Annotated in this window: 17 protein-coding genes; all 17 read left to right on the top strand. The window is 49.9% G+C overall.

Annotated features, from left to right (window positions below; all coding sequences use genetic code 11):
• Positions 1–83: 83 nt before the first annotated feature.
• The 17 genes from gnpA (at position 84) to LI015_RS10240 (ending at position 19,377) form a co-directional block, all read left to right on the top strand.
• The gene (gene gnpA / locus LI015_RS10320) at positions 84–2,399 is read left to right on the top strand and encodes a 1,3-beta-galactosyl-N-acetylhexosamine phosphorylase (RefSeq protein WP_227124900.1); all 2,316 of its coding nucleotides are present in this window, start codon (positions 84–86) and stop codon (positions 2,397–2,399) included.
• 233 nt (positions 2,400–2,632) lie between these two features.
• Positions 2,633–3,973: an ABC transporter substrate-binding protein gene (locus LI015_RS10315; protein WP_002572990.1), complete on the top strand. Its 1,341-nt coding sequence runs from the start codon at positions 2,633–2,635 to the stop codon at positions 3,971–3,973.
• Between the two features lie 126 nt (positions 3,974–4,099).
• Positions 4,100–5,005: a carbohydrate ABC transporter permease gene (locus tag LI015_RS10310; protein ID WP_002569045.1), complete on the top strand. Its 906-nt coding sequence runs from the start codon at positions 4,100–4,102 to the stop codon at positions 5,003–5,005.
• A gap of 16 nt (positions 5,006–5,021) precedes the next feature.
• The gene (locus LI015_RS10305; protein WP_002569044.1) at positions 5,022–5,912 is read left to right on the top strand and encodes a carbohydrate ABC transporter permease; all 891 of its coding nucleotides are present in this window, start codon (positions 5,022–5,024) and stop codon (positions 5,910–5,912) included.
• 56 nt (positions 5,913–5,968) lie between these two features.
• The gene (locus LI015_RS10300; protein ID WP_118019022.1) at positions 5,969–6,904 is read left to right on the top strand and encodes a nucleotidyltransferase family protein; all 936 of its coding nucleotides are present in this window, start codon (positions 5,969–5,971) and stop codon (positions 6,902–6,904) included.
• Positions 6,901–8,007 (top strand): phosphotransferase enzyme family protein, encoded by a 1,107-nt coding sequence (locus LI015_RS10295; RefSeq protein ID WP_227124899.1) that lies wholly within the window; start codon positions 6,901–6,903, stop codon positions 8,005–8,007. Before LI015_RS10300 ends, LI015_RS10295 begins: the two co-directional genes overlap by 4 nt.
• A 231-nt stretch (positions 8,008–8,238) precedes the next feature.
• Positions 8,239–9,195: a phosphate ABC transporter substrate-binding protein gene (locus LI015_RS10290; RefSeq protein WP_002569041.1), complete on the top strand. Its 957-nt coding sequence runs from the start codon at positions 8,239–8,241 to the stop codon at positions 9,193–9,195.
• 27 nt (positions 9,196–9,222) lie between these two features.
• A complete protein-coding gene (pstC, locus tag LI015_RS10285; RefSeq protein ID WP_002569040.1) occupies positions 9,223–10,161 on the top strand; it encodes a phosphate ABC transporter permease subunit PstC in 939 nt (312 codons plus the stop codon).
• Positions 10,151–11,056, top strand: coding sequence for a phosphate ABC transporter permease PstA (pstA, locus tag LI015_RS10280; protein ID WP_002569039.1), 906 nt, complete (start codon positions 10,151–10,153; stop codon positions 11,054–11,056). The genes pstC and pstA overlap by 11 nt, the downstream gene beginning before the upstream one ends.
• A gap of 40 nt (positions 11,057–11,096) precedes the next feature.
• A complete protein-coding gene (pstB, locus tag LI015_RS10275; RefSeq protein WP_002572986.1) occupies positions 11,097–11,858 on the top strand; it encodes a phosphate ABC transporter ATP-binding protein PstB in 762 nt (253 codons plus the stop codon).
• Positions 11,859–11,879: 21 nt separating this feature from the next.
• The gene (phoU, locus tag LI015_RS10270) at positions 11,880–12,542 is read left to right on the top strand and encodes a phosphate signaling complex protein PhoU (protein WP_007036257.1); all 663 of its coding nucleotides are present in this window, start codon (positions 11,880–11,882) and stop codon (positions 12,540–12,542) included.
• A 478-nt stretch (positions 12,543–13,020) separates the two neighbouring features.
• Complete coding sequence (locus LI015_RS10265) at positions 13,021–13,941, top strand: sugar phosphate isomerase/epimerase family protein (RefSeq protein WP_117626928.1); 921 nt, start codon at positions 13,021–13,023, stop codon at positions 13,939–13,941.
• Positions 13,942–13,976: 35 nt separating this feature from the next.
• The gene (locus tag LI015_RS10260; protein WP_002569035.1) at positions 13,977–15,068 is read left to right on the top strand and encodes a sugar ABC transporter substrate-binding protein; all 1,092 of its coding nucleotides are present in this window, start codon (positions 13,977–13,979) and stop codon (positions 15,066–15,068) included.
• Positions 15,069–15,143: 75 nt separating this feature from the next.
• Positions 15,144–16,631 carry a sugar ABC transporter ATP-binding protein gene (locus tag LI015_RS10255; RefSeq protein WP_227124898.1) on the top strand — a complete coding sequence of 496 codons (1,488 nt, stop codon included), beginning with the start codon at positions 15,144–15,146 and terminating at the stop codon, positions 16,629–16,631.
• Between the two features lie 2 nt (positions 16,632–16,633).
• On the top strand, positions 16,634–17,608 hold the full coding sequence (locus LI015_RS10250; protein WP_002569033.1) for an ABC transporter permease: 975 nt from the start codon (positions 16,634–16,636) through the stop codon (positions 17,606–17,608).
• A 21-nt stretch (positions 17,609–17,629) separates the two neighbouring features.
• Positions 17,630–18,544, top strand: coding sequence for a ribokinase (locus LI015_RS10245; RefSeq protein ID WP_227124897.1), 915 nt, complete (start codon positions 17,630–17,632; stop codon positions 18,542–18,544).
• A gap of 128 nt (positions 18,545–18,672) precedes the next feature.
• Positions 18,673–19,377: a DeoR/GlpR family DNA-binding transcription regulator gene (locus LI015_RS10240; protein WP_002569031.1), complete on the top strand. Its 705-nt coding sequence runs from the start codon at positions 18,673–18,675 to the stop codon at positions 19,375–19,377.
• Positions 19,378–19,536 lie beyond the last annotated feature (159 nt).

The raw sequence follows: 19,536 nt of genomic DNA, 5'->3' as shown, positions 1-19,536 counted from the left end.
CCGCTATACTTTATTTAAACGAAATCAAGAGTTATAGGCTCATGGAATAGAGCCAATATGAAGATAAGAGGGAGGATACAGACATGTCTAAGACGAAAGGAAGGGTTACACTTCCCAGTGAATCCGGTTTTTTGAAGGAGACAAAGGAGTTAATGGAGCGCTGGGGCGCTGATGCCATCCGCGACAGTGACGGGACAAAGCTGGATAAGGATGTCAAGTCTCTGGATGCGGAAATTTATACCACCTATTTTGTGGCAAGAGGACACAATGAATTTGCTGCTAAGCATATGGAGGAATGCCAGCAGCTCTACCTTATGTCCCGGCGTTTTACAGCAGTGGGAAACCATCTGGAGATGGACTTTATGGAAGGATATTTTGGCCAGCAGGTGGTACCGGACTGTTACCATGACCCTAAGAAATGGTGGGAGGTCATGGACCGCACCACAGGCCAGGCAGTCCCCGTCTCCCAGTGGGAGCTGACAGGGGCGTCCATGCCGGAAGGTTTTTGCAGCGGCAGTGAGTTTAAGGGTGTGTTTGAAGGCGCCGGAGATACCGCAGACGCCGGAAACGCCGCAGACGCCGGGAATACCGCAGAAACCAAAAAAGCAGAAGCTGTTTCCGCCCCCATGCGCGTGGTGCTGGAGCACGCGTCGCCTTTTCACGAATACACGGTATCCTTCCTGGCATACGCGGTGTGGGACCCTACCCAGATGTACAATCACATAACGAATAACTGGGGGGACAAACCCCATGAGATTCCCTTTGATGTGCGCCAGGAGGCTTCAGGACTGTTTGCAAGGGAGTACCTGGTACAGTGGTTAAAGGATAACCCGGATACGGATGTTGTGCGTTTCACCACATTTTTTTACCATTTCACGCTGGTGTTCGGAAGTGACGCAAAGGAAAAATTCGTGGACTGGTTCGGATACGGAGCAACCGTCAGTGTGAAGGCGCTGGAGGAATTCCAGGCCGAATACGGCTACGCCCTCAGACCTGAGGACATTGTGGATAATGGGTACTATAATTCTTCCTTCCGGGTTCCGACCAGACAGTACAGGGATTATATGGATTTTATCCAGCGCTTTGTGGCGGAAAAAGCCAGGGAGCTGGTGGAGCTGGTCCATCAGGCAGGGCGTAAGGCCATGATGTTTTTAGGCGACAACTGGATTGGTACCGAGCCTTACGGCGCTTATTTCCCGGAAATCGGCCTGGACGCCGTGGTGGGAAGCGTGGGAGGCGGGGCAACGCTGCGCCTTATCTCCGATATTCCGGGGGTGAGCTATACAGAGGGCCGTTTCCTTCCCTATTTTTTCCCTGACACATTTTATGAGGGAAATGACCCTGTTCCTGAGGCGGTGGAAAACTGGATTTGCGCCCGAAGAGCTCTGATGCGCAAACCGGTTGATCGTATCGGGTATGGCGGATATCTGAGCCTGGCCTATAAATTTCCGGGCTTTGTGGATTACATTGAGAAGGTTGCGGAAGAATTCAGGGAAATTTATGGAAATATCGGAGGAAGCAGGCCTTTTTGCGGGCTGAAGGCAGCTGTGTTGAACTGTTGGGGAAAGCTGCGCTCCTGGCAGCCCTACATGGTGGCCCATGCCCTGTGGTATAAGCAGACCTACACCTATTTCGGCATTCTGGAGGCACTGAGCGGGGCAGGTGTGGATGTGGTATTTATGAGCTTTGACGATATACGCAGTTCAGGTATACCTGAGGATGTGGATGTGATCATCAATGCAGGGGATGCGGGCACGGCCTGGTCCGGCGGGGATGAGTGGCTGGATGAGCAGATTGTCACGGCAGTGAGGCGGTTTGTCTGGGAAGGCGGCGGCTTTGTGGGAGTGGGCGAGCCCAGCGCCGTGCAGCGGGGCGGACGGTATTTCCAGCTGGCAGATGTGCTGGGGGTGGATAAAGAGCAGGGCTTCACCCTGTCAACGGACAAGTATCATGTAACACAGGCAGACAGCCACTTTATCACACAGGACGTTCCAAGGGATGAATCAGGAAGGCTGGTTCTGGATTTTGGCGAAGGGATGAAAAATGTGTATGCCTTGGGAACGGATACAGAGATTGGGGAATATTCAGACCATGAAGTCCACCTCAGCGCCCATCCATATGGAAGGGGACGGGGCGTGTACCTTGCGGGTCTTCCTTACAGCCATGAGAATACCAGGCTTCTTATAAGAAGTATGTATTATGCGGCCTGCAAAGAGGGGGAAATGAAGAAGTGGTTCTCGGATAATCTGTTCTGCGAGGTACACGGATATCCGGAGGCGGGGAAATATGCGGTGGTCAACAACACCAGCCGCGGGCAGTCCACGGTGGTTTATGACGGGGATGGACATGGGACATCCATGGAGCTGCTGCCCTGTGAAATAAAATGGTTTGACTTATAAGCCGGCCAACCTGGAATGAACTAAATATGGCAGTCTTTAACAAGTATACAAAATGACTTACAAGCGTTCGGAGACAGAATCATATTTGTGTATTATACATAGAAAAAGTCTTTTTGTACAAATAAATAAATTTATAGTGCAAAGAACTTTATGTGCATATTTACTATAATTGGATTATCGGTAGTGAATGTGAATCGGCAAAAACACAATAAGATTCAAGGAGGACGTATTTTATGAAAAACAGAAAATGGATGGCATTGGCATTGGCGGCAGCCATGGTTGGCTCCCTGACAGCATGCGGCGGCGGGTCCGGCACCGCGGATACCACGGCAGCGGCAGCGGCGGCTGACACCACAGCGGCTCCGGCAGCAGACACCACGGCGGCAGCGGACGCCCAGGCCCCGGCCGGAGACGGCACAGGTCTGGTATACTGGTCCATGTGGGAGTCCACAGAGCCTCAGGGCCAGGTAATCAAGGAAGCAGTTGACAAGTTTTCCGCAGACACAGGAGTGGCTGTAGATGTACAGTTCAAGGGACGTACCGGTATCCGCGAGGGATTACAGCCAGCCCTGGACGCAGGAACCAACATTGACCTGTTCGACGAGGATATTGACCGTGTAAATACTACATGGGGCGCTTATCTGATGGATCTGGAGGAACTGGCTAAGGCATCTGATTATGACGCCACTGCCAATGCAAGCCTGATGGAGGCCTGCCGCGAGGTGGGAGGGGGAACCCTTAAGTCCATTCCTTATCAGCCTAATGTATTTGCGTTTTTCTACAACAAGGCAATCTTTGAGGAAGCCGGCGTGGCCGCTGTTCCCACCACCTGGGCGGAATTGGACGCAGCATGCCAGAAGATCAAGGACGCAGGCTACACGCCTATTACATGTGACGACGCATACATACTTTGTCTCTTCGGATACCATATGTCCAGACTCAACGGCTATGACAAGACATCGGATATTGTAAAGAACAATAAGTGGGATGACCCGTCTGTGATGGAGACAGCCAAGGCTTACGCAGATTTTGCGCAGAAGGGATATTTCTCAGAAAACATAGCATCCAACGTATTCCCGGCCGGACAGAACCAGGAGCTGGCACTGGGAACAGCAGCCATGTACCTCAATGGTTCCTGGCTTCCAAACGAAGTAAAGAACATGGCAGGCGATGACTTCCAGTGGGGATGCTTCAGCTACCCGGCAGTGGAAGGCGGTACAGACGGTACGGAAGCAGCAAACTACGGCGGCCAGGTTCTGGCTATCAACAAGAACTCACAGCACGCAGAGGATGCATTTAAGCTGATTACCTATATTACCAAGGGTGAGTTTGACAAGAAGCTCTCTGAGGAATCCCTGGGAATCCCGTCCGATACCACCAATTCAGAGTGGCCTGTACAGCTTACAGACGTGAAGCCTGTAATGGAGAGCTTAAAGACACGTTATCCATGGGCTGCCGGCGCAGAGGACAATGTGGATATGACGCCAATCATCAAAGAGAACATGACCAAGCTTTGCAGCGGAGCCATTACAGCGGATGAATTTGTATCCAATCTCCAGGCGGCAGGAAAGTAATCATATAAACACATTCAAAACATTTTCCACGGAATATGCAACAATGAGGTGGCATCGTATAACGCTGCCGCCTCTTTTTGGGCTCCGGAGCGTATCCGGACCAGGTTTATGTTAGGAGGAACCGGCGTGAAAAAAAATAAGGGAATGTTAATTGTGTTCATGACACCGGCGGTGGTGATGTTCGTCCTGGTATTCCTTTATCCCATTATCAGGACTATCCTTATGAGCTTTTTCAAGATTGAGGGAATCACGGACCCCATGTCAAAATGGACCTTCAGCGGTATTGATAACTATGTGAAGCTGGCAAATACCACCTTGTTCCGCATCTCCATGTGGAACCTGGCCCGGATATGGTTTATCGGCGGTATCATCGTCATGTCCCTGGCGCTGCTGTTTGCCGTTATCATTACCAGCGGCATCCGCTTCAAGAGCTTTTTCAGGGCAATGATTTATCTGCCGAATATTGTCAGCGCAGTGGCCCTGGCGACCATGTGGCTACAGTATGTCTACAGCCCCAAGTACGGACTGATTAAAAATTTCTTCCAGGCTTTGGGCCTGGATTCCCTGGCAAAGATACAGTGGCTGGATAATGACCACAAGTTCATGGCTCTGCTCCTGGCCTACTGTTTCGGCATGGTGGGTTATCACATGCTGATATTTGCCAGCGGCATTGAGCGCATCAGCGACGATTATTTTGAGGCGGCCACTCTGGACGGGGCCAATAAGTTCAACCAGTTCCGCTATATTACATTACCACTGCTAAAGGGAGTGTTCAGAACCAATGTCACCATGTGGAGCGTTACCAGTGTGGGATTTTTCGTATGGTCCCAGCTGTTCTCCACGGTAACGGCCGATACCCAGACCATTACCCCCATGGTTTATCTGTACATGCAGATATTTGGGGCAGGCAACAGCGTCACGGAGCGCAATTCCGGGGTTGGAGCAGCTGTCGGCGTGATGCTGAGCGTATGTGTGGTTATTGTGTTCTGGCTCTGCAACCATCTGCTTCAGGATAAAGACCTGGAATTCTAGGAAAGGGGGAAAACATATGTCGGGATTATTTCAGAAAAAAGAGAAACTGCACAGGGAACCGGTGCGCTGGAAGAAGGAACTAAAGCTTGCCCCCGGATACCTGATTCTTACCCTGTGGATTCTGTTTACCCTGGCCCTGCTGGGCTGGGTCCTGCTGGCCAGCTTTTCCACCACCAAGGAGATATTCAGCAATAAGCTGCTGGATAGCGGATTCCATATAGAAAATTATGTGAAGGCATGGGTCAATTCCAATGTCTCCACCATTTTCTTCAATTCCTTATTTTACGCGGCGGTATCCTGTACCCTGCTGATACTGATTTGTGCGCCTGCGGCCTATGCGCTGTCACGTTTTGACTTTGTGTGCAATAAACTAATACAGTCATCTCTTGTGGCGTCCATGGGTGTTCCGGTAGTCATGATTGTGCTTCCGCTGTTTGCCGTGGTGGCAGGTCTCAATATCCTTAATAATGTTTCGGCCAACCGGGCCACTCTGATATTCCTGTATATCGGAATCAATGTGCCCTACACCACCATTTTCCTGACCACCTTTTTTGCCAATCTGTCCAGGGCGTTTGAGGAAGCAGCTGCCATTGACGGCTGCCCCCCTGTTAAGACCTTCTGGCTGATTATGCTTCCCATGGCCCAGCCGGGAATCGTGACCGTAACCATATTCAACTTCATCAATATATGGAACGAGTATTTCATCTCCCTGATATTCGGAAATTCCGACAAGGTACGTCCGGTGGCAGTGGGGCTGTATTCCATGATAAACTCCATGAAATATACAGGTGACTGGGCCGGTATGTTCTCTGCTGTTGTCATTGTATTCCTGCCCACCTTTATCCTGTATATCTTCCTGTCAGAGAAGATTATAGCAGGCGTAACCGGAGGCGGCGTGAAGGGATAGGATAGAACAGGAAACGTGAAGGAATAAGGATATATCTTGTGAGGAGGAAGGACAGCATGTCTCAGAAACCAGTATTAGTAATCATGGCGGCAGGTATGGGAAGCCGTTACGGCGGATTAAAGCAGATTGACCCTGTGGACCCTTATGGGAATATCATCATTGATTTTTCCATATTTGATGCCAGGGAAGCGGGATTTGAAAAGGTCATATTCATTATCAAGAAGGCCATTGAGGAAGATTTTAAGATTCACATTGGAAACCGAATCAGTAAATATATGGATGTGGCCTATGTTTACCAGGAGCTGGATAAGATTCCGGATGGATACCAGGTGCCTGAGGGCAGGGTAAAGCCGTGGGGCACAGGCCATGCAGTGCTTTGCTGCAGTGCCTTGATTGACGGGCCTTTTGCGGTAATCAATGCGGATGATTATTATGGAAAAGAAGCCTTTCACATGATATATGACCAGCTGTCCTCTGTGGAGGACACGGACCGATACCAGTATACCATGGTGGGCTACAGGCTGTACAATACCCTGACAGAGAATGGGTATGTGGCAAGGGGCGTATGCCGGACAGATGCAAAAAGCCGACTGGTGGATATACATGAGCGGACCAGGATTGAAAAGCATGGGAGCCAGGCGGAATATACAGAGGATGACGGAGCTACCTGGACAGAACTTCCGGAGTCCACCATTGTTTCCATGAATATGTGGGGATTTACAAAGAGTATTCTGGGCGAGCTGGAGAACCGGTTCGGGGCTTTCCTGGATAAAAACCTTCCTGTAAATCCTATGAAGTGCGAATATTTCCTGCCCTTTGTGGTGGATGAACTTCTGAAGGCAGACCTGGCCCAGGTGACTGTGCTAAAGAGCGTGGACCGCTGGTATGGAGTTACCTATAAGGAAGATAAGGAGACAGTGGTAAAGGCCATTAAGGACCTTAAGGATAAGGGCCTGTACCCGGAGAAACTTTGGGAGGAACTGGTAAAATGAGCGGAGAAATGGATAAACATATACTAAAGGAGGCGGCCGCAGCGTTTGCCACGGATGGGGAAGCAGTCAGCTGCCAGCGCTACGGCAGCGGCCACATCAATGATACCTTCCGTCTCATATGTGAGAAACATCCTTATATTCTTCAGAGGATGAATACGGATATCTTTCAGGATCCGGTATCTCTTATGCGGAATATTGAGGGGGTCACCACCTTCCTGAGGCAGGAGGTCATTAAAAATAACGGAGACCCGGACCGGGAGACCCTGAATCTTATCAGGACCAGGGAGGGAGCCCCTTACTATGTGGACAGCCGGGGAAATTACTGGAGGATGTACCTGTTCATTGAGGGAGCCACCTGCTATAACCTGGTGGAGAAGCCGGAGGACTTTTATCAGAGCGGGAAGGCCTTTGGGCATTTTCAGAGACTGTTAGCCCACTATCCGGCCAGAGAGCTGGCAGAGACCATCCCTGGTTTTCATGACACTCCGGGACGCTTCCGGGCTTTCAGGAAGGCAGTGGAGGAGGATATCTGCGGCCGGGCGTCAGAGGTTCAGAACGAGATTCAGTTTGTCATGGACAGGGAGCAGGATATGGGCCTGGCCATGGATATGCTGGCCAAGGGGGAGCTTCCCCTGAGAGTGACACATAATGATACCAAATTAAATAACATTATGATTGATGACAAGACCGGCCAGGCCATCTGCATCATTGACCTGGATACGGTAATGCCGGGTCTTTCCATCTTTGATTTCGGAGATTCCATCCGTTTTGGCGCCAATACCGCAGAGGAGGATGAAACGGATTTAACCAAAGTATCCCTGTCCGTTCCTCTCTTTGAAATCTATACCAGAGGATTTCTGGAGGGATGCGCGGGAAGCCTTACCGAAGCAGAGGTTAAGATGCTTCCTCAGGGAGCCAGGCTCATGACCCTGGAATGCGGAATCCGGTTCCTTACGGACTATCTGTCCGGCGACACTTATTTTAAGATTTCCAGGGAGAAGCATAATCTGGATCGCTGCCGTACCCAGTTCGGGCTGGTGGAAGATATGGAAAAGAAATGGGGAGAGATGGAACGTATAGTGGAGGCTGTCTGTAAGGGCTGAAACAGGAATAAAACAGAGACAAAAAAGGTGTCTGCCATGGGGGCGGACACCTTTTTCATATGTTCTGGCGGCTCTGGGGGCGCCGGGCATGGGCTGCGGTTTTACACACATTTTACATAAACTATACCATATTATGATTTCTCCGGATGTAAATTTTATGTATACTCCAAACTGTAGAAAAGATAACAAAAAACATGATAATAAACGATATGATTCAGGAGGAAACGTATTATGAGAATGAATGGAAAGAAATTAACGGTACTGTTAGGCACAGCGGTTCTGGCCATGGGTATCCTGGCGGGCTGCGGCAGCAGCGCCCCGGAGACAACCGCAGCAGGGACAGCCGCCCCGGCGACCGAGGCAGGGACAGATGCAGGGTCTTCTGCTGCGTCAGGAGACACAAAAGACACAGAAGCAGCAAAGGCAGAGAATGCCCCGTCCGCTGACTTGAGCGGCACCATCAGTATGGTGGGATCCACTTCCATGGAGAAGTTTGCCAATGCGCTCAGCGAGTCCTTTATGGAGAAGCACCCAGGTGTGACGGTGACCGCTGAATTCGTTGGATCCGGCGCAGGAGTGGAGGCTGTCAGCAACGGGACAGCTGATATCGGCAATTCTTCCAGGAATTTAAAGGATGAGGAGAAGGCTGACGGCGTGGCGGAAAACATTGTTGCCATTGACGGAATCGCAGTGGTGGTTGATGCCGCCAATACGGTGGAGGACCTGACCAAACAGCAGCTGTCCGATATCTATGAAGGAAAAATCACCAACTGGAAGGATGCAGGCGGAAATGACGCTCCCATCGTAGTGGTTGGACGTGAATCCGGTTCCGGTACCAGAAGCGCCTTCGAGGAGCTGTTAGAGCTGGAGGACGTGTGCAAATACAGCAATGAGCTGGACAGCACCGGCGCAGTGATGGCAAAGGTGGCCTCCACACCAGGCGCCATTGGCTATGTTTCACTGGATGTACTGGACGACACAGTAAAGGCCGTGAAGCTGGAAGGTGCTGAGCCTACAGAGGAAAACATCAAGGCAGGCTCCTACTTCTTAAGCCGTCCGTTTGTAATGGCTACCAAGGGAGAAATAAGCGAGCAGAATGACCTTGTAAAAGCCCTCTTCGATTATATCTACTCAGAAGAAGGCGCAGAGATAGTGAAGTCCGTGGGACTGATTGCAGTTGACAAATAATCGGAATAGAGAAAGGAGACTTCCTGCATGAGAGCGGAGACATTTTCCATACGATCCTGTCATGGCAGCAAGTCCACCGTCGAAAAAGCTGCACAGGGCATCTTTACTGCCTGCGGCTTTTTCGCCGTATTGGCTGTTGCCTCCATCACACTGTATATGCTTATCAGCGGTACGCCTGCGCTGTTTAAAGTGGGGCTGCTGGAAATTTTGTTTGGGACCGTGTGGCAGCCCGCAGCCGCATCCCCCAGCTTCGGTATACTGTTTGTCATACTGACCTCCATCGTGGGAACCTTTCTGGCAATTCTGATTGGAGTTCCTATCGGCGTCATGACAGCCATATTCCTGGCGGAGGTAGCCCCCAAACGGCTGAGCGACATGGTCCGTCCGGCGGTAGAGCTTCTGGCTGGAATCCCCTCTGTCATATACGGCCTGCTGGGAATCCTGATTCTTAACCCCCTGATGTACAAAATGGAACTGATACTGTTTAAAGGGTCTGAAACACATCAGTTTACCGGCGGAGCCAATCTGATATCAGCTGTGCTGGTATTGGCCCTGATGATTCTCCCCACGGTCATAAACATCAGCGAATCTGCCCTCAGGTCTGTGCCGGCCCATCTAAAGAGCGCGTCCCTGGCTCTGGGCGCCACAAAGATACAGACCATATTCCAGGTAATTGTGCCTGCGGCCAAATCTGGTATCATAACAGCCGTTGTGCTGGGTACAGGCAGGGCAATCGGTGAAGCCATGGCCATCAGCCTTGTGTCGGGAAGCTCCGTAAACCTGCCCCTTCCCTTTAGCTCTGTACGTTTCCTCACAACAGCCATTGTATCGGAGATGGGGTATGCCTCGGGACTTCACAGACAGGTGCTTTTCACCATCGGCCTGGTACTGTTTGCATTCATTATGATTATCAACATAAGCCTGACCAGGATTTTAAAGAGAGGGGGAAACAGGAATGACAAATGATATTGCGGTCCGGGTTCATAAGGACTCCGTTGTGCAGGACAGTATATACGGCAGGCGCGTGCGCGGCCTGGATGTGTTTCTTACGGTCATCATATATACCTGCGCGGGTTTCTCCATCCTTCTTCTGGCAGGCATCATGGGGTATGTGTTCGTGCGTGGAATCCCGCATGTGACGTGGGCATTTTTGAGTACTGCCTCCAGCGCCACAAAGGGAACCTTTGGAATCCTGGGAAATATTATAAACACACTGTACATTGTAATCATTACCCTGCTCATCGCCACGCCCCTGGGCATTGGCTCCGCCGTATACCTGAACGAATACGCAAAGCCGGGAAAAGTGGTGCGGCTGATTGAGTTTACCACAGAAACCCTGTCCGGTATTCCGTCCATTATATTCGGCTTGTTTGGAATGGTGTTTTTTGGAAATGCTTTGGGACTGGGATATTCTATCCTTACAGGAGCCCTGACCCTGACCATTATGATTCTGCCCCTTATAACCAGGACCACCCAGGAGGCGCTTAAGACTGTGCCGGACAGCTACCGCCATGGAGCCCTTGGAATCGGAGCTACAAAGTGGTACATGATACGGACTATCCTGCTTCCAAGCGCCATGCCGGGAATTCTCACAGGCATAATCCTGGCTATCGGAAGAATTGTGGGAGAGTCGGCAGCCCTGCTGTTTACGGCGGGAAGCGGTTATTACCTTCCAAAGAATCTGTTTTCCAAAATATTTGAATCAGGAGGAACCCTCACCATACAGCTCTATCTGTTTATGCAGAAAGCAAAATATAATGAGGCCTTTGGTGTGGCCGTGGTCCTTCTGGTGATTGTGCTGGGAATCAACGGTCTGGCAAAATACATGTCCCACCGGTTCAATGTGGAAGCCGGGGCATAGGGATGGGGCGGACCATTTCAATTAGCAAAGGAGAGAAAGCGTGGAAAGCAAAACAAAGATTTCAACCCGGAACCTGAACCTGTACTACGGGGAGAATCATGCCCTTAAAAATATAAACCTTGATTTGTATGAACATAAGATTACTGCCTTCATAGGGCCGTCAGGCTGCGGCAAGTCCACTTACCTGAAGACACTGAACCGCATGAATGACCTGGTGCCGGGCGTTAAGATAGATGGGACCGTTCTCCTGGATGATGAGGATATTTATGATTCCCAGGTGGATACCACCCTGCTGAGAAAGAAAATAGGCATGGTATTCCAGCAGCCCAACCCCTTTCCCATGAGTATCTATGACAACATTGCCTATGGGCCGAGAATCCATGGCATTAAGAATAAGGCCCAGCTGGATGAGATTGTGGAGAACAGCCTTAAGGGAGCGGCTCTGTGGGATGAGGTCTCTGACCGGCTGAAGAAATCAGCCCTGGGACTGTCCGGCGGACAGCAGCAGCGCCTTTGTATCGCCAGGGCCCTGGCCGTGGAGCCGGAAGTCCTTCTCATGGATGAACCCACGTCTGCCCTGGACCCCATATCCACTCTGAAGATTGAGGATCTGATGGATGATCTAAAGAGTAAATATACAGTGGCCATTGTGACCCATAACATGCAGCAGGCCACGCGTATAGCGGACCACACTGCATTTTTCCTGGTGGGAGAGGTAGTGGAGTATGCGACTACGGACGAACTTTTCACCATGCCGAAGGATAAGAGGACAGAAGACTATATAACAGGCCGTTTCGGATGATGGCAGAAGGAAGGTATCAGATTGAGCGTTAGGGTTACGTACGAACATGAGTTAGAAGTATTAAAACAGGATTTAAAAGAAATGGCCCATATGGTGGAGAGCGCTATTGAGCAGACCTTCATGGCATTTGAGGACCAGGATTATACGATGGCTGAGGATGTGATTAAGGGCGACAGGACCGTCAATGATATGGAGCGGGCCATCGAGTCCAGATGCCTGTCCCTGATACTGCGCCAGCAGCCGGTTGCCAGCGACCTGCGCCAGGTATCCACTGCCCTCAAGGTGGTGACGGATTTGGAGCGCATAGGGGACCATGCCTCGGATATCGCTGAGCTGATTCTGAGGATAAAAAGCGAGCACGCATACCACATTGTTAAGCATCTTCCGGTTATGGCGGCTTCCGCCAACGCAATGGTCCATGACGCCATAGAAGCATTCATCAACCAGGATTTAGATTCTGCCATGGAAATCATTGAACGGGATGACGAGGTGGATACACTATTCAATCAGGTGAAGGACGACGTGATTCATCTGCTTAAATCCTCGCCGGACCAGGCGGACCAGGGGATTGACCTGCTGATGGTGGCCAAGTATCTGGAACGGATAGGAGACCATGCGGTAAACGTGTGTGAGTGGACCCAGTTTTCCAAGACCGGGGCGCTTAAGAATGTGAGAATTATGTAGATAAACCAAAATGGTTTTATTGGGGATAAATGGAACGGTGCCTGTTATGAGGATATCAGGCTTATTAACAATGAAGGACATTTTCAAACTAAGTTAAAAACTTAAAATAGGATAAATGCCGCAGAGCAATGCTGTAAGTCCAGCATTGCTCTGCGGCATTTGTATTATTATCAGAGAAAACCCCCTTAAATAGTCAGCTGCTCAATTGCTCAATGCCTCAAAATGAAAACATATGAAAAAAAGTGAAATAACAAAAAAGCAGAGTTACATTGGTTTTCGTGTTTCAGTCATTGAATTAGTTAAAACCTCCTTGAATGATGTATAAATCTATGTATCAAACTAAAAAATGTAGAATACGGCTGAATATAAATGAAAAAATATAGAAACTTATGCCAAAAAATAAAATAAAATATTTTGAAAAGTATTGACATAATTTGAAACAAATGCTATTATGATGCTACAAGGAGGTAGCAATCATATGAAGTATGCCACACGGATTAACTCGTTTTTGAGATTTGACAGCAACCTGCTGAATGCATTCCGTTCCATAGGCTCCATTGAAGGAGTGGATTATGTGGATTTGAATTATCCGGAACATTTTGCTGATTATGATATAGAGGTGATAAAGGCAAAGATGGAGGAATGCGGACTGAGATGTAATGCCATTAATCTCAGGTTCAGGGACAAGTACATAGGAGGAGAGTTCGGAAACCATGAGCCGGCCATATCGCAGGACGCCATAAATTTATGCAGGGAGGCGGCAGATGCGTGCAGAAAGCTGGGAGGAAACCAGATGATTATATGGCTGGGATTTGACGGTTTTGATTATTCCTTCCAGATTGATTATGTAAGCTACTGGAACCGGATTGTGAAGGCGTTCCGGGATGTGTGCGACTATTCCAAGGTGCCTGTGAGCATTGAGTACAAGCCCTATGAGGAGAGGGTCCACGCTTTTATTGACAGCTTTGGAACTGCGGTTTCCATTCTCCACGATGTGGACAGGGAAAACCTGGGGGTGACCCTGGACTTCTGCCACATGCTGATGAAGAAGGAGAATCCCGCGTTTGCAGCGGCCTGGCTGCTGGAGCGGGGGAAACTCTACAATATACATCTCAATGACGGAGAGGGTTCCACGGATGACGGCCTGATGGTGGGAACCGTGAATTTCTGGAAGACAGTGGAGGTCATGTACTACCTTAAAAAATATGACTTCCAGGGTGTGATATATTTTGACACATTTCCAAAGCGGGAGAAGGCGGTGGAAGAATGTGAGGCAAATATAAAGATGTGCCGGCGGATTGAACAGCTTATTGACGCCTATGGACTCTGCCGGATGGAGAAGGTGGTGGAACAGAACGATGCGGTAGCTGTAAGCAGCATGATGGTTGCTTTATTATAAACAAAAACTATTTTAATGTAAAAGGAGAAGAGAAGATGAAAAAGAGAGGTTTGGTTTTATCTGTGACAGCAATTGCCATGGCAGCGGGACTCATGGCAGGATGTACTAATAAGCAGGCGGCCGCCACGGCGCAGACAGAGGCTGCTGCCGATACCTTTAATCCGGATAAGGAGGCAGGGGTCAGCATTGAAGAATTGAGAGAGAAGCTGGGGGATGTTCCGAAGCAGGACGGTGAGGTTAAATTGGGAGCAGTGGCAAAATCCTTTGATAATGAGTACTGGAGAACCCTGAGAGAGGGGTACGGCGAGTATCAGACAAAGGCAGCCGCCGCCGGCTGCAATATCACCATAGACGTGACCTCGGCCCAGGGTGAAAACGACGAACAGGGACAGCTTTCTATTGTAAAGGATATGATTAATAAGAAGTATACAGGACTTCTCCTTTCGCCTATTTCCGACGGAAACCTGACACCCGGTGTGGAGGATGCCAAGAAGGCGGGAATACCGGTCATCAATGTGAATGACGGCCTGATTGCCAATGCGGATTCCTTCGTAGGTCCTAAGGCGGACCAGAACGGAGAGCTGGCAGCGGAGTGGATTGCTGATAAGCTGGGAGGCAAGGGCAAGGTGGCAATCGTCATCGGTATGCCTAAGGCGTTTGCGGCCAGGCAGAGGACGGAAGGCTTTGAAAACTGGATGGCGGCCAACGCAAAGGACATTGAGATTGTGGCAAAGCAGAATGCTGACTGGGACCGTCAGAAATCCAAAGATTTGGCTGACACATGGATTAAACAGTATCCGGACCTGAATGCCATTTTCTGCAACAATGATACCATGGCCCTGGGCGTGGTGGAGGCTGTTAAGTCATCCGGCAAGGATATATTGGTGGTTGGCGTTGACGGTATAGGAGAGGCGTATGATTCCATCCGCAGGGGCGAGCTGGATGCCACTATTGATTCATTCCCGTTCTATAAAGCTCAGATTGCAGGTGAAGTAATGCTCAGAAGACTGGGCGGACAGGAGATTCCCAGGGTGCTGTGGACGCCTCAGGCTCTCATTGATTCCGAGAACGTAGATAAGCCGGCAGAGGAAATCATCGGCTGGACAGATCCTGTATATGCAAAATAGACAAAAGGCAGCAAGGAAACTATCATCAGCCAGAGGGTCAGACCCCTGGCTGATATTTCAAAGAGGGGATAGAATATGGCGACAATGATACATTTTTCTAATATAACAAAGCAGTTCCCCGGCAACAAGGCGCTGGACAGTGTGGATTTTACGGTGGATAAAGGGGAGATACACGCCCTCCTTGGGGAAAACGGCGCGGGTAAATCTACCCTTCTCAATATCCTTCACGGCATCTATCCTGATTACGATGGAAATGTGGAGATTGACGGGAGAAAAGTGGGCTTTAAAAATGCCAATGATGCCATCGAATTCGGCATTGCCAAGGTGCATCAGGAAGTAAACCTTGTGACTGAGCTGACGGTAGGGCAGAATATAGCCCTTGGCTACGAGGTGACCAGGGGATTTTTTGTGGACTACGATGCCATGTACAAAAAGACGGATGTTATCCTGGAAAGGCTGGGCTGCAAATTCAGAAGCAGGGACCGTGTGACCTCTCTCAGCACTGGCGAGATGCAGATGATTCTGATTGCCAAGGCATTGTTTCACAATGCAAAAATCATTTCCTTTGACGAACCCACGTCAGCTCTGACAGACCGCGAGGTAGACCGTTTGCTTAAGATGATTATGGAACTCAAGGACCAGGGAATTACGATACTGTATATCACACACCGTTTGGACGAGGTATTTGCCATAGCGGACAGGGCCAGTATTCTGCGCGACGGAACGTATATCACTACCCTGAACATGAAGGAGACATCCAAGGAAGAGCTGATACGCCACATGGTAGGCCGGGATGTGTCCGCTTATGCAGTTAGAAATAATCCCCTGTGCGCCGCCGGTGAGGTGGTGCTGGAAGCCAGGGACCTGTGCAAGAACGGGGTATTTGAACACATAAGCTTTGAGCTCCACAGAGGCGAGATTTTGTCCTTTGCCGGACTGGTGGGATCCAAGAGAACGGATGTGATGCGGGCTATATTCGGGGCAGACCCCTATACCAGCGGGGAGGTTTACATAAAAGGAAAAAGGGCGGAAATTAAGAGTCCTAAGGATGCCCTGCAATACAGTCTGGGGCTGATACCTGAGAATAGAAAAACGCAGGGGTTTGTTAAGAACTTTACGAATGCCAGCAACATGGCCCTGGCCGCCATGAACCGGTTTTGCAGCAGAGGCTTTGTGAATGCTGGGAAGATATATGACAACTGCATGTATTACACAGGGGAAATGAATCTGCATCCTGCGGATCCGGACTATCTGACAGAGAGTTTGAGCGGCGGAAATGCCCAGAAAGTCATCATCGCGAAGTGGATGACCACGGACGCCGATATCATTATATTTGATGAACCTACAAAGGGAATCGACGTGGGTGCCAAGGCGGAGATATACCGCCTGATGGAGGAACTGGTAGCCGGAGGAAAGTCCATTATTATGGTGTCCTCGGAACTTCCGGAGGTCATAGGAATGAGCGACAGGGTTGTGGTTATGAGGGAAGGCAAAATTATGGGCGTTCTGAACCACGATGAACTGAATGAAGAAGTCATAATGAGTTTTGCGATGGGAGGCTGACTATGAAGAATGTGATAAAGAAATTTTCAAGGGAATTAGAGGTAGTTGCTGCACTGGCTGTAATCATGGTGGTATTTGGCGTCATACAGCCCATTTATTTTTCGCCGTCCAACCTGCTTGATATCCTGGACCAGTCCGTTATCAATGGTCTTCTGGCTATCGGCATGACTCTGGTCATCATCACGGCCGGAATTGACTTGACAGTTGGCTCCACGCTGGCTATTGTAATCGTAAGCGTGGGTAATTTCCTGGTCATGGGACTGAACCCTTTTGCAGCCGTCCTTGCAGGCGCGGCCATTGGTTTTGGTCTGGGGCTTGTGAACGGAATCCTTGTGGCTAAGATGAAACTGCAGCCCTTTGTGGCAACCCTGGGCATGATGTCCGTATACAGGGGTGTTGCCTATCTTATAACAGGGGGCTGGCCTGTACTTAATATTCCCCAGAATTTCAGGGATATCATGGATGGTGATGTAATCGGCACCCTGTCCTCGTCCATGATTCTGTTCCTGGTTGTGACAGTGGCTGCCTATATCCTGCTGAAGCACACAAAGTTTGGCACCTACCTGTATTCCATTGGCAGCAACGAGGAGGCCACCCGCCTGTCCGGCGTCAATGTGGATTTCAACAAAATCATGTCCTATGCAATCTGCGGTGTCTGTGTTGCGTTTGCCGGGATGGTCATGCTGGCAAAACTGGGAACCGGCGAACCGGCGGCTGGAGCCAGCTATGAGACCAATGCCATTGCCGCTGCGGCCATTGGGGGCACCAGCCTGGCAGGCGGTAAAGGAAGCATTATAGGCACATTCCTGGGAGCAATTCTTCTACAGGCCCTGAAGGTAGGGCTGGTGGTCTGCGGTGTGGATACATTCTGGCAGTATATTGCTACGGGCCTTATCATAGTGTTTGCGGTATATGTGGATGTAATACAGGGTAAACTGGCAGCCATGAGACTGAATAAGAAGGCAAAGGCAGAATAACCGAATAAGGGGGTCTGGACAGTGAGAGATTGCGAGAGAGAGTACATTTGCGTCATCGGCAGCCTTAACTACGATATCATTATGAAGCAGAAGCGGATGCCTCTTCAGGGGGAAACATACACCGCCGACAGTATAACCTACTCCGGCGGAGGAAAAGGCGCCAACCAGGCCGTGCAGTGCGCCAAGCTGGGAATCGACACCATTATGGTGGGAAAGGTGGGAAGGGATACCTTTGGCGACAGCCTGGTGGAAAAACTGAAGGACTATGGTGTGGACTGTTCCTGCATAGGCAGGAGCAGCAGCCCCACGGGTGTGGGCGTGGTTCATGCCCTGGAGGATGGGACTGTATATGCTTCCATCATTACAGGTGCCAATTTTGATATTACATCCCGTGAAATCGACGGATTGGACGAGCTTATCAGGAACAGCAGGATTGTTATTCTCCAACTGGAGATACCTACGGAAGTGGTGGAACATATCATCCGGAAGGCCAAACAGTATCATGTATACACTATACTTAACGCTGCACCGGCCAAGGAAATGGACCTGGAGGTGCTTAAGATGGCAGACTGCCTGATTGTCAATGAGACAGAGGCATCCTTTTACGCCGGAGTTGAAGTGACGGACGGAGACATGGTAAGGACTCACGCAGACAGGCTGAGGCGGCTGACGGAGGGAACGGTTATTGTCACTCTGGGCTCTAAGGGCAGTATGCTTCTGGGGCAAGAAGGTGCGATTGCCATTGAACCTGTAAAGGTGGAGCACGTAACAGAGAGCACAGGGGCGGGGGATTCCTATATAGGGGCATTTGCATATGGCAAATATAAGGGCATGACGGACCTTCAGGCCTGCCGATTTGCGGCCCGGGCAGCCTCAGTGACTGTGACAAAAATAGGAGCGCAGGAGGCCATGCCCTGCTTGAACGAGATTAACTAAAGTCTCCGCTTCGCGTTTGGTCTGTTGAAAAAAATGAAAAAAAGTGACAGAAAATGCAAGAATCATGGTTGAACTAAGGATGGGCTCTTTGATATAATAAAGCTATTATAGTTCAAAGGGGTAAGCATATGGTTCCTGAGTTGAGAAAAGAAGAGATACTGAAAAGTATCAAAAAGAGGGATATCTCTTATATAAAAGACCTGGCAGCGGAATTGAACATTTCCCTGTCCACTGTGCGCAGGGATGTTGCTGCTCTGGAACAGGAAGGCAGCGTCATCGTCATGCGCGGAGGCGCGGTTAAGTATAAGGCAGAGGACTTCGACGAGCCTGTGGTAAAGAAAAAGCTGATTCACAGCGAGGAAAAGGAGATCATTGCCAGGAAGGCGGCTGCGCTGGTGGAGGACGGAGACTGCGTTTATGTGGATTCAGGCACTACCACGGTGGGGATGCTCAAATATCTCCAGGGAAAACGTATCACCATTGTCTCCAGCAGCACGGAACTGCTGGACAATCTGCCAATTAAGAACGCGAAGTGTATCCTGCTGGGAGGAGAAGTGCGGGATGATTTGGAATCCGTACTGGGCGCCCTGACGGAAAAGATGATATCCGACATGTATTTTGACAAGGCGTTCATTGGCGCCAACGGGTATATCCCGGACGGGGGCATCTACACCTATGATGACAGAGAGGCCAGGAAAAAGGTGATTGTAAAAGACCATTCCAAGGTGGTCTATGTGCTCATGGATACATCTAAGAAGAATAAGTATGCGTTTTCCAAGGTGTTTGATTTGGGGGAGGCGATTCTGATTACAGAGGAGGAAGATAACAGGTAAAGAACATATGTACGCGGACGCGGGCAGGCAGATGTGTCCGTAAGAACCGGAAACACAGCGCGGGAGGTGACTGCTTCTGCGATATAGAACAGTTGATAACATAGATTAACATAGACGCACATAATAATGAAGGGCCGCATCCAAGACAACAATGCGGCC

Origin of the sequence: Enterocloster sp. 210928-DFI.2.20, from assembly GCF_020554465.1 — a bacterium.
GTDB lineage: Bacteria > Bacillota > Clostridia > Lachnospirales > Lachnospiraceae > Enterocloster > Enterocloster bolteae.
This window is presented reverse-complemented; position numbering and strand designations above follow the sequence as displayed.

Coding starts and splice junctions, on each gene's coding strand:
- gnpA (WP_227124900.1), top strand. CDS start 84: ATGTCTAAGACGAAAGGAAGGGTTACACTTCCCAGTGAATCCGGTTTT.
- LI015_RS10315 (WP_002572990.1), top strand. CDS start 2,633: ATGAAAAACAGAAAATGGATGGCATTGGCATTGGCGGCAGCCATGGTT.
- LI015_RS10305 (WP_002569044.1), top strand. CDS start 5,022: ATGTCGGGATTATTTCAGAAAAAAGAGAAACTGCACAGGGAACCGGTG.
- LI015_RS10300 (WP_118019022.1), top strand. CDS start 5,969: ATGTCTCAGAAACCAGTATTAGTAATCATGGCGGCAGGTATGGGAAGC.
- LI015_RS10295 (WP_227124899.1), top strand. CDS start 6,901: ATGAGCGGAGAAATGGATAAACATATACTAAAGGAGGCGGCCGCAGCG.
- LI015_RS10290 (WP_002569041.1), top strand. CDS start 8,239: ATGAGAATGAATGGAAAGAAATTAACGGTACTGTTAGGCACAGCGGTT.
- pstC (WP_002569040.1), top strand. CDS start 9,223: ATGAGAGCGGAGACATTTTCCATACGATCCTGTCATGGCAGCAAGTCC.
- pstA (WP_002569039.1), top strand. CDS start 10,151: ATGACAAATGATATTGCGGTCCGGGTTCATAAGGACTCCGTTGTGCAG.
- LI015_RS10265 (WP_117626928.1), top strand. CDS start 13,021: ATGAAGTATGCCACACGGATTAACTCGTTTTTGAGATTTGACAGCAAC.
- LI015_RS10260 (WP_002569035.1), top strand. CDS start 13,977: ATGAAAAAGAGAGGTTTGGTTTTATCTGTGACAGCAATTGCCATGGCA.
- LI015_RS10255 (WP_227124898.1), top strand. CDS start 15,144: ATGGCGACAATGATACATTTTTCTAATATAACAAAGCAGTTCCCCGGC.
- LI015_RS10250 (WP_002569033.1), top strand. CDS start 16,634: ATGAAGAATGTGATAAAGAAATTTTCAAGGGAATTAGAGGTAGTTGCT.
- LI015_RS10240 (WP_002569031.1), top strand. CDS start 18,673: ATGGTTCCTGAGTTGAGAAAAGAAGAGATACTGAAAAGTATCAAAAAG.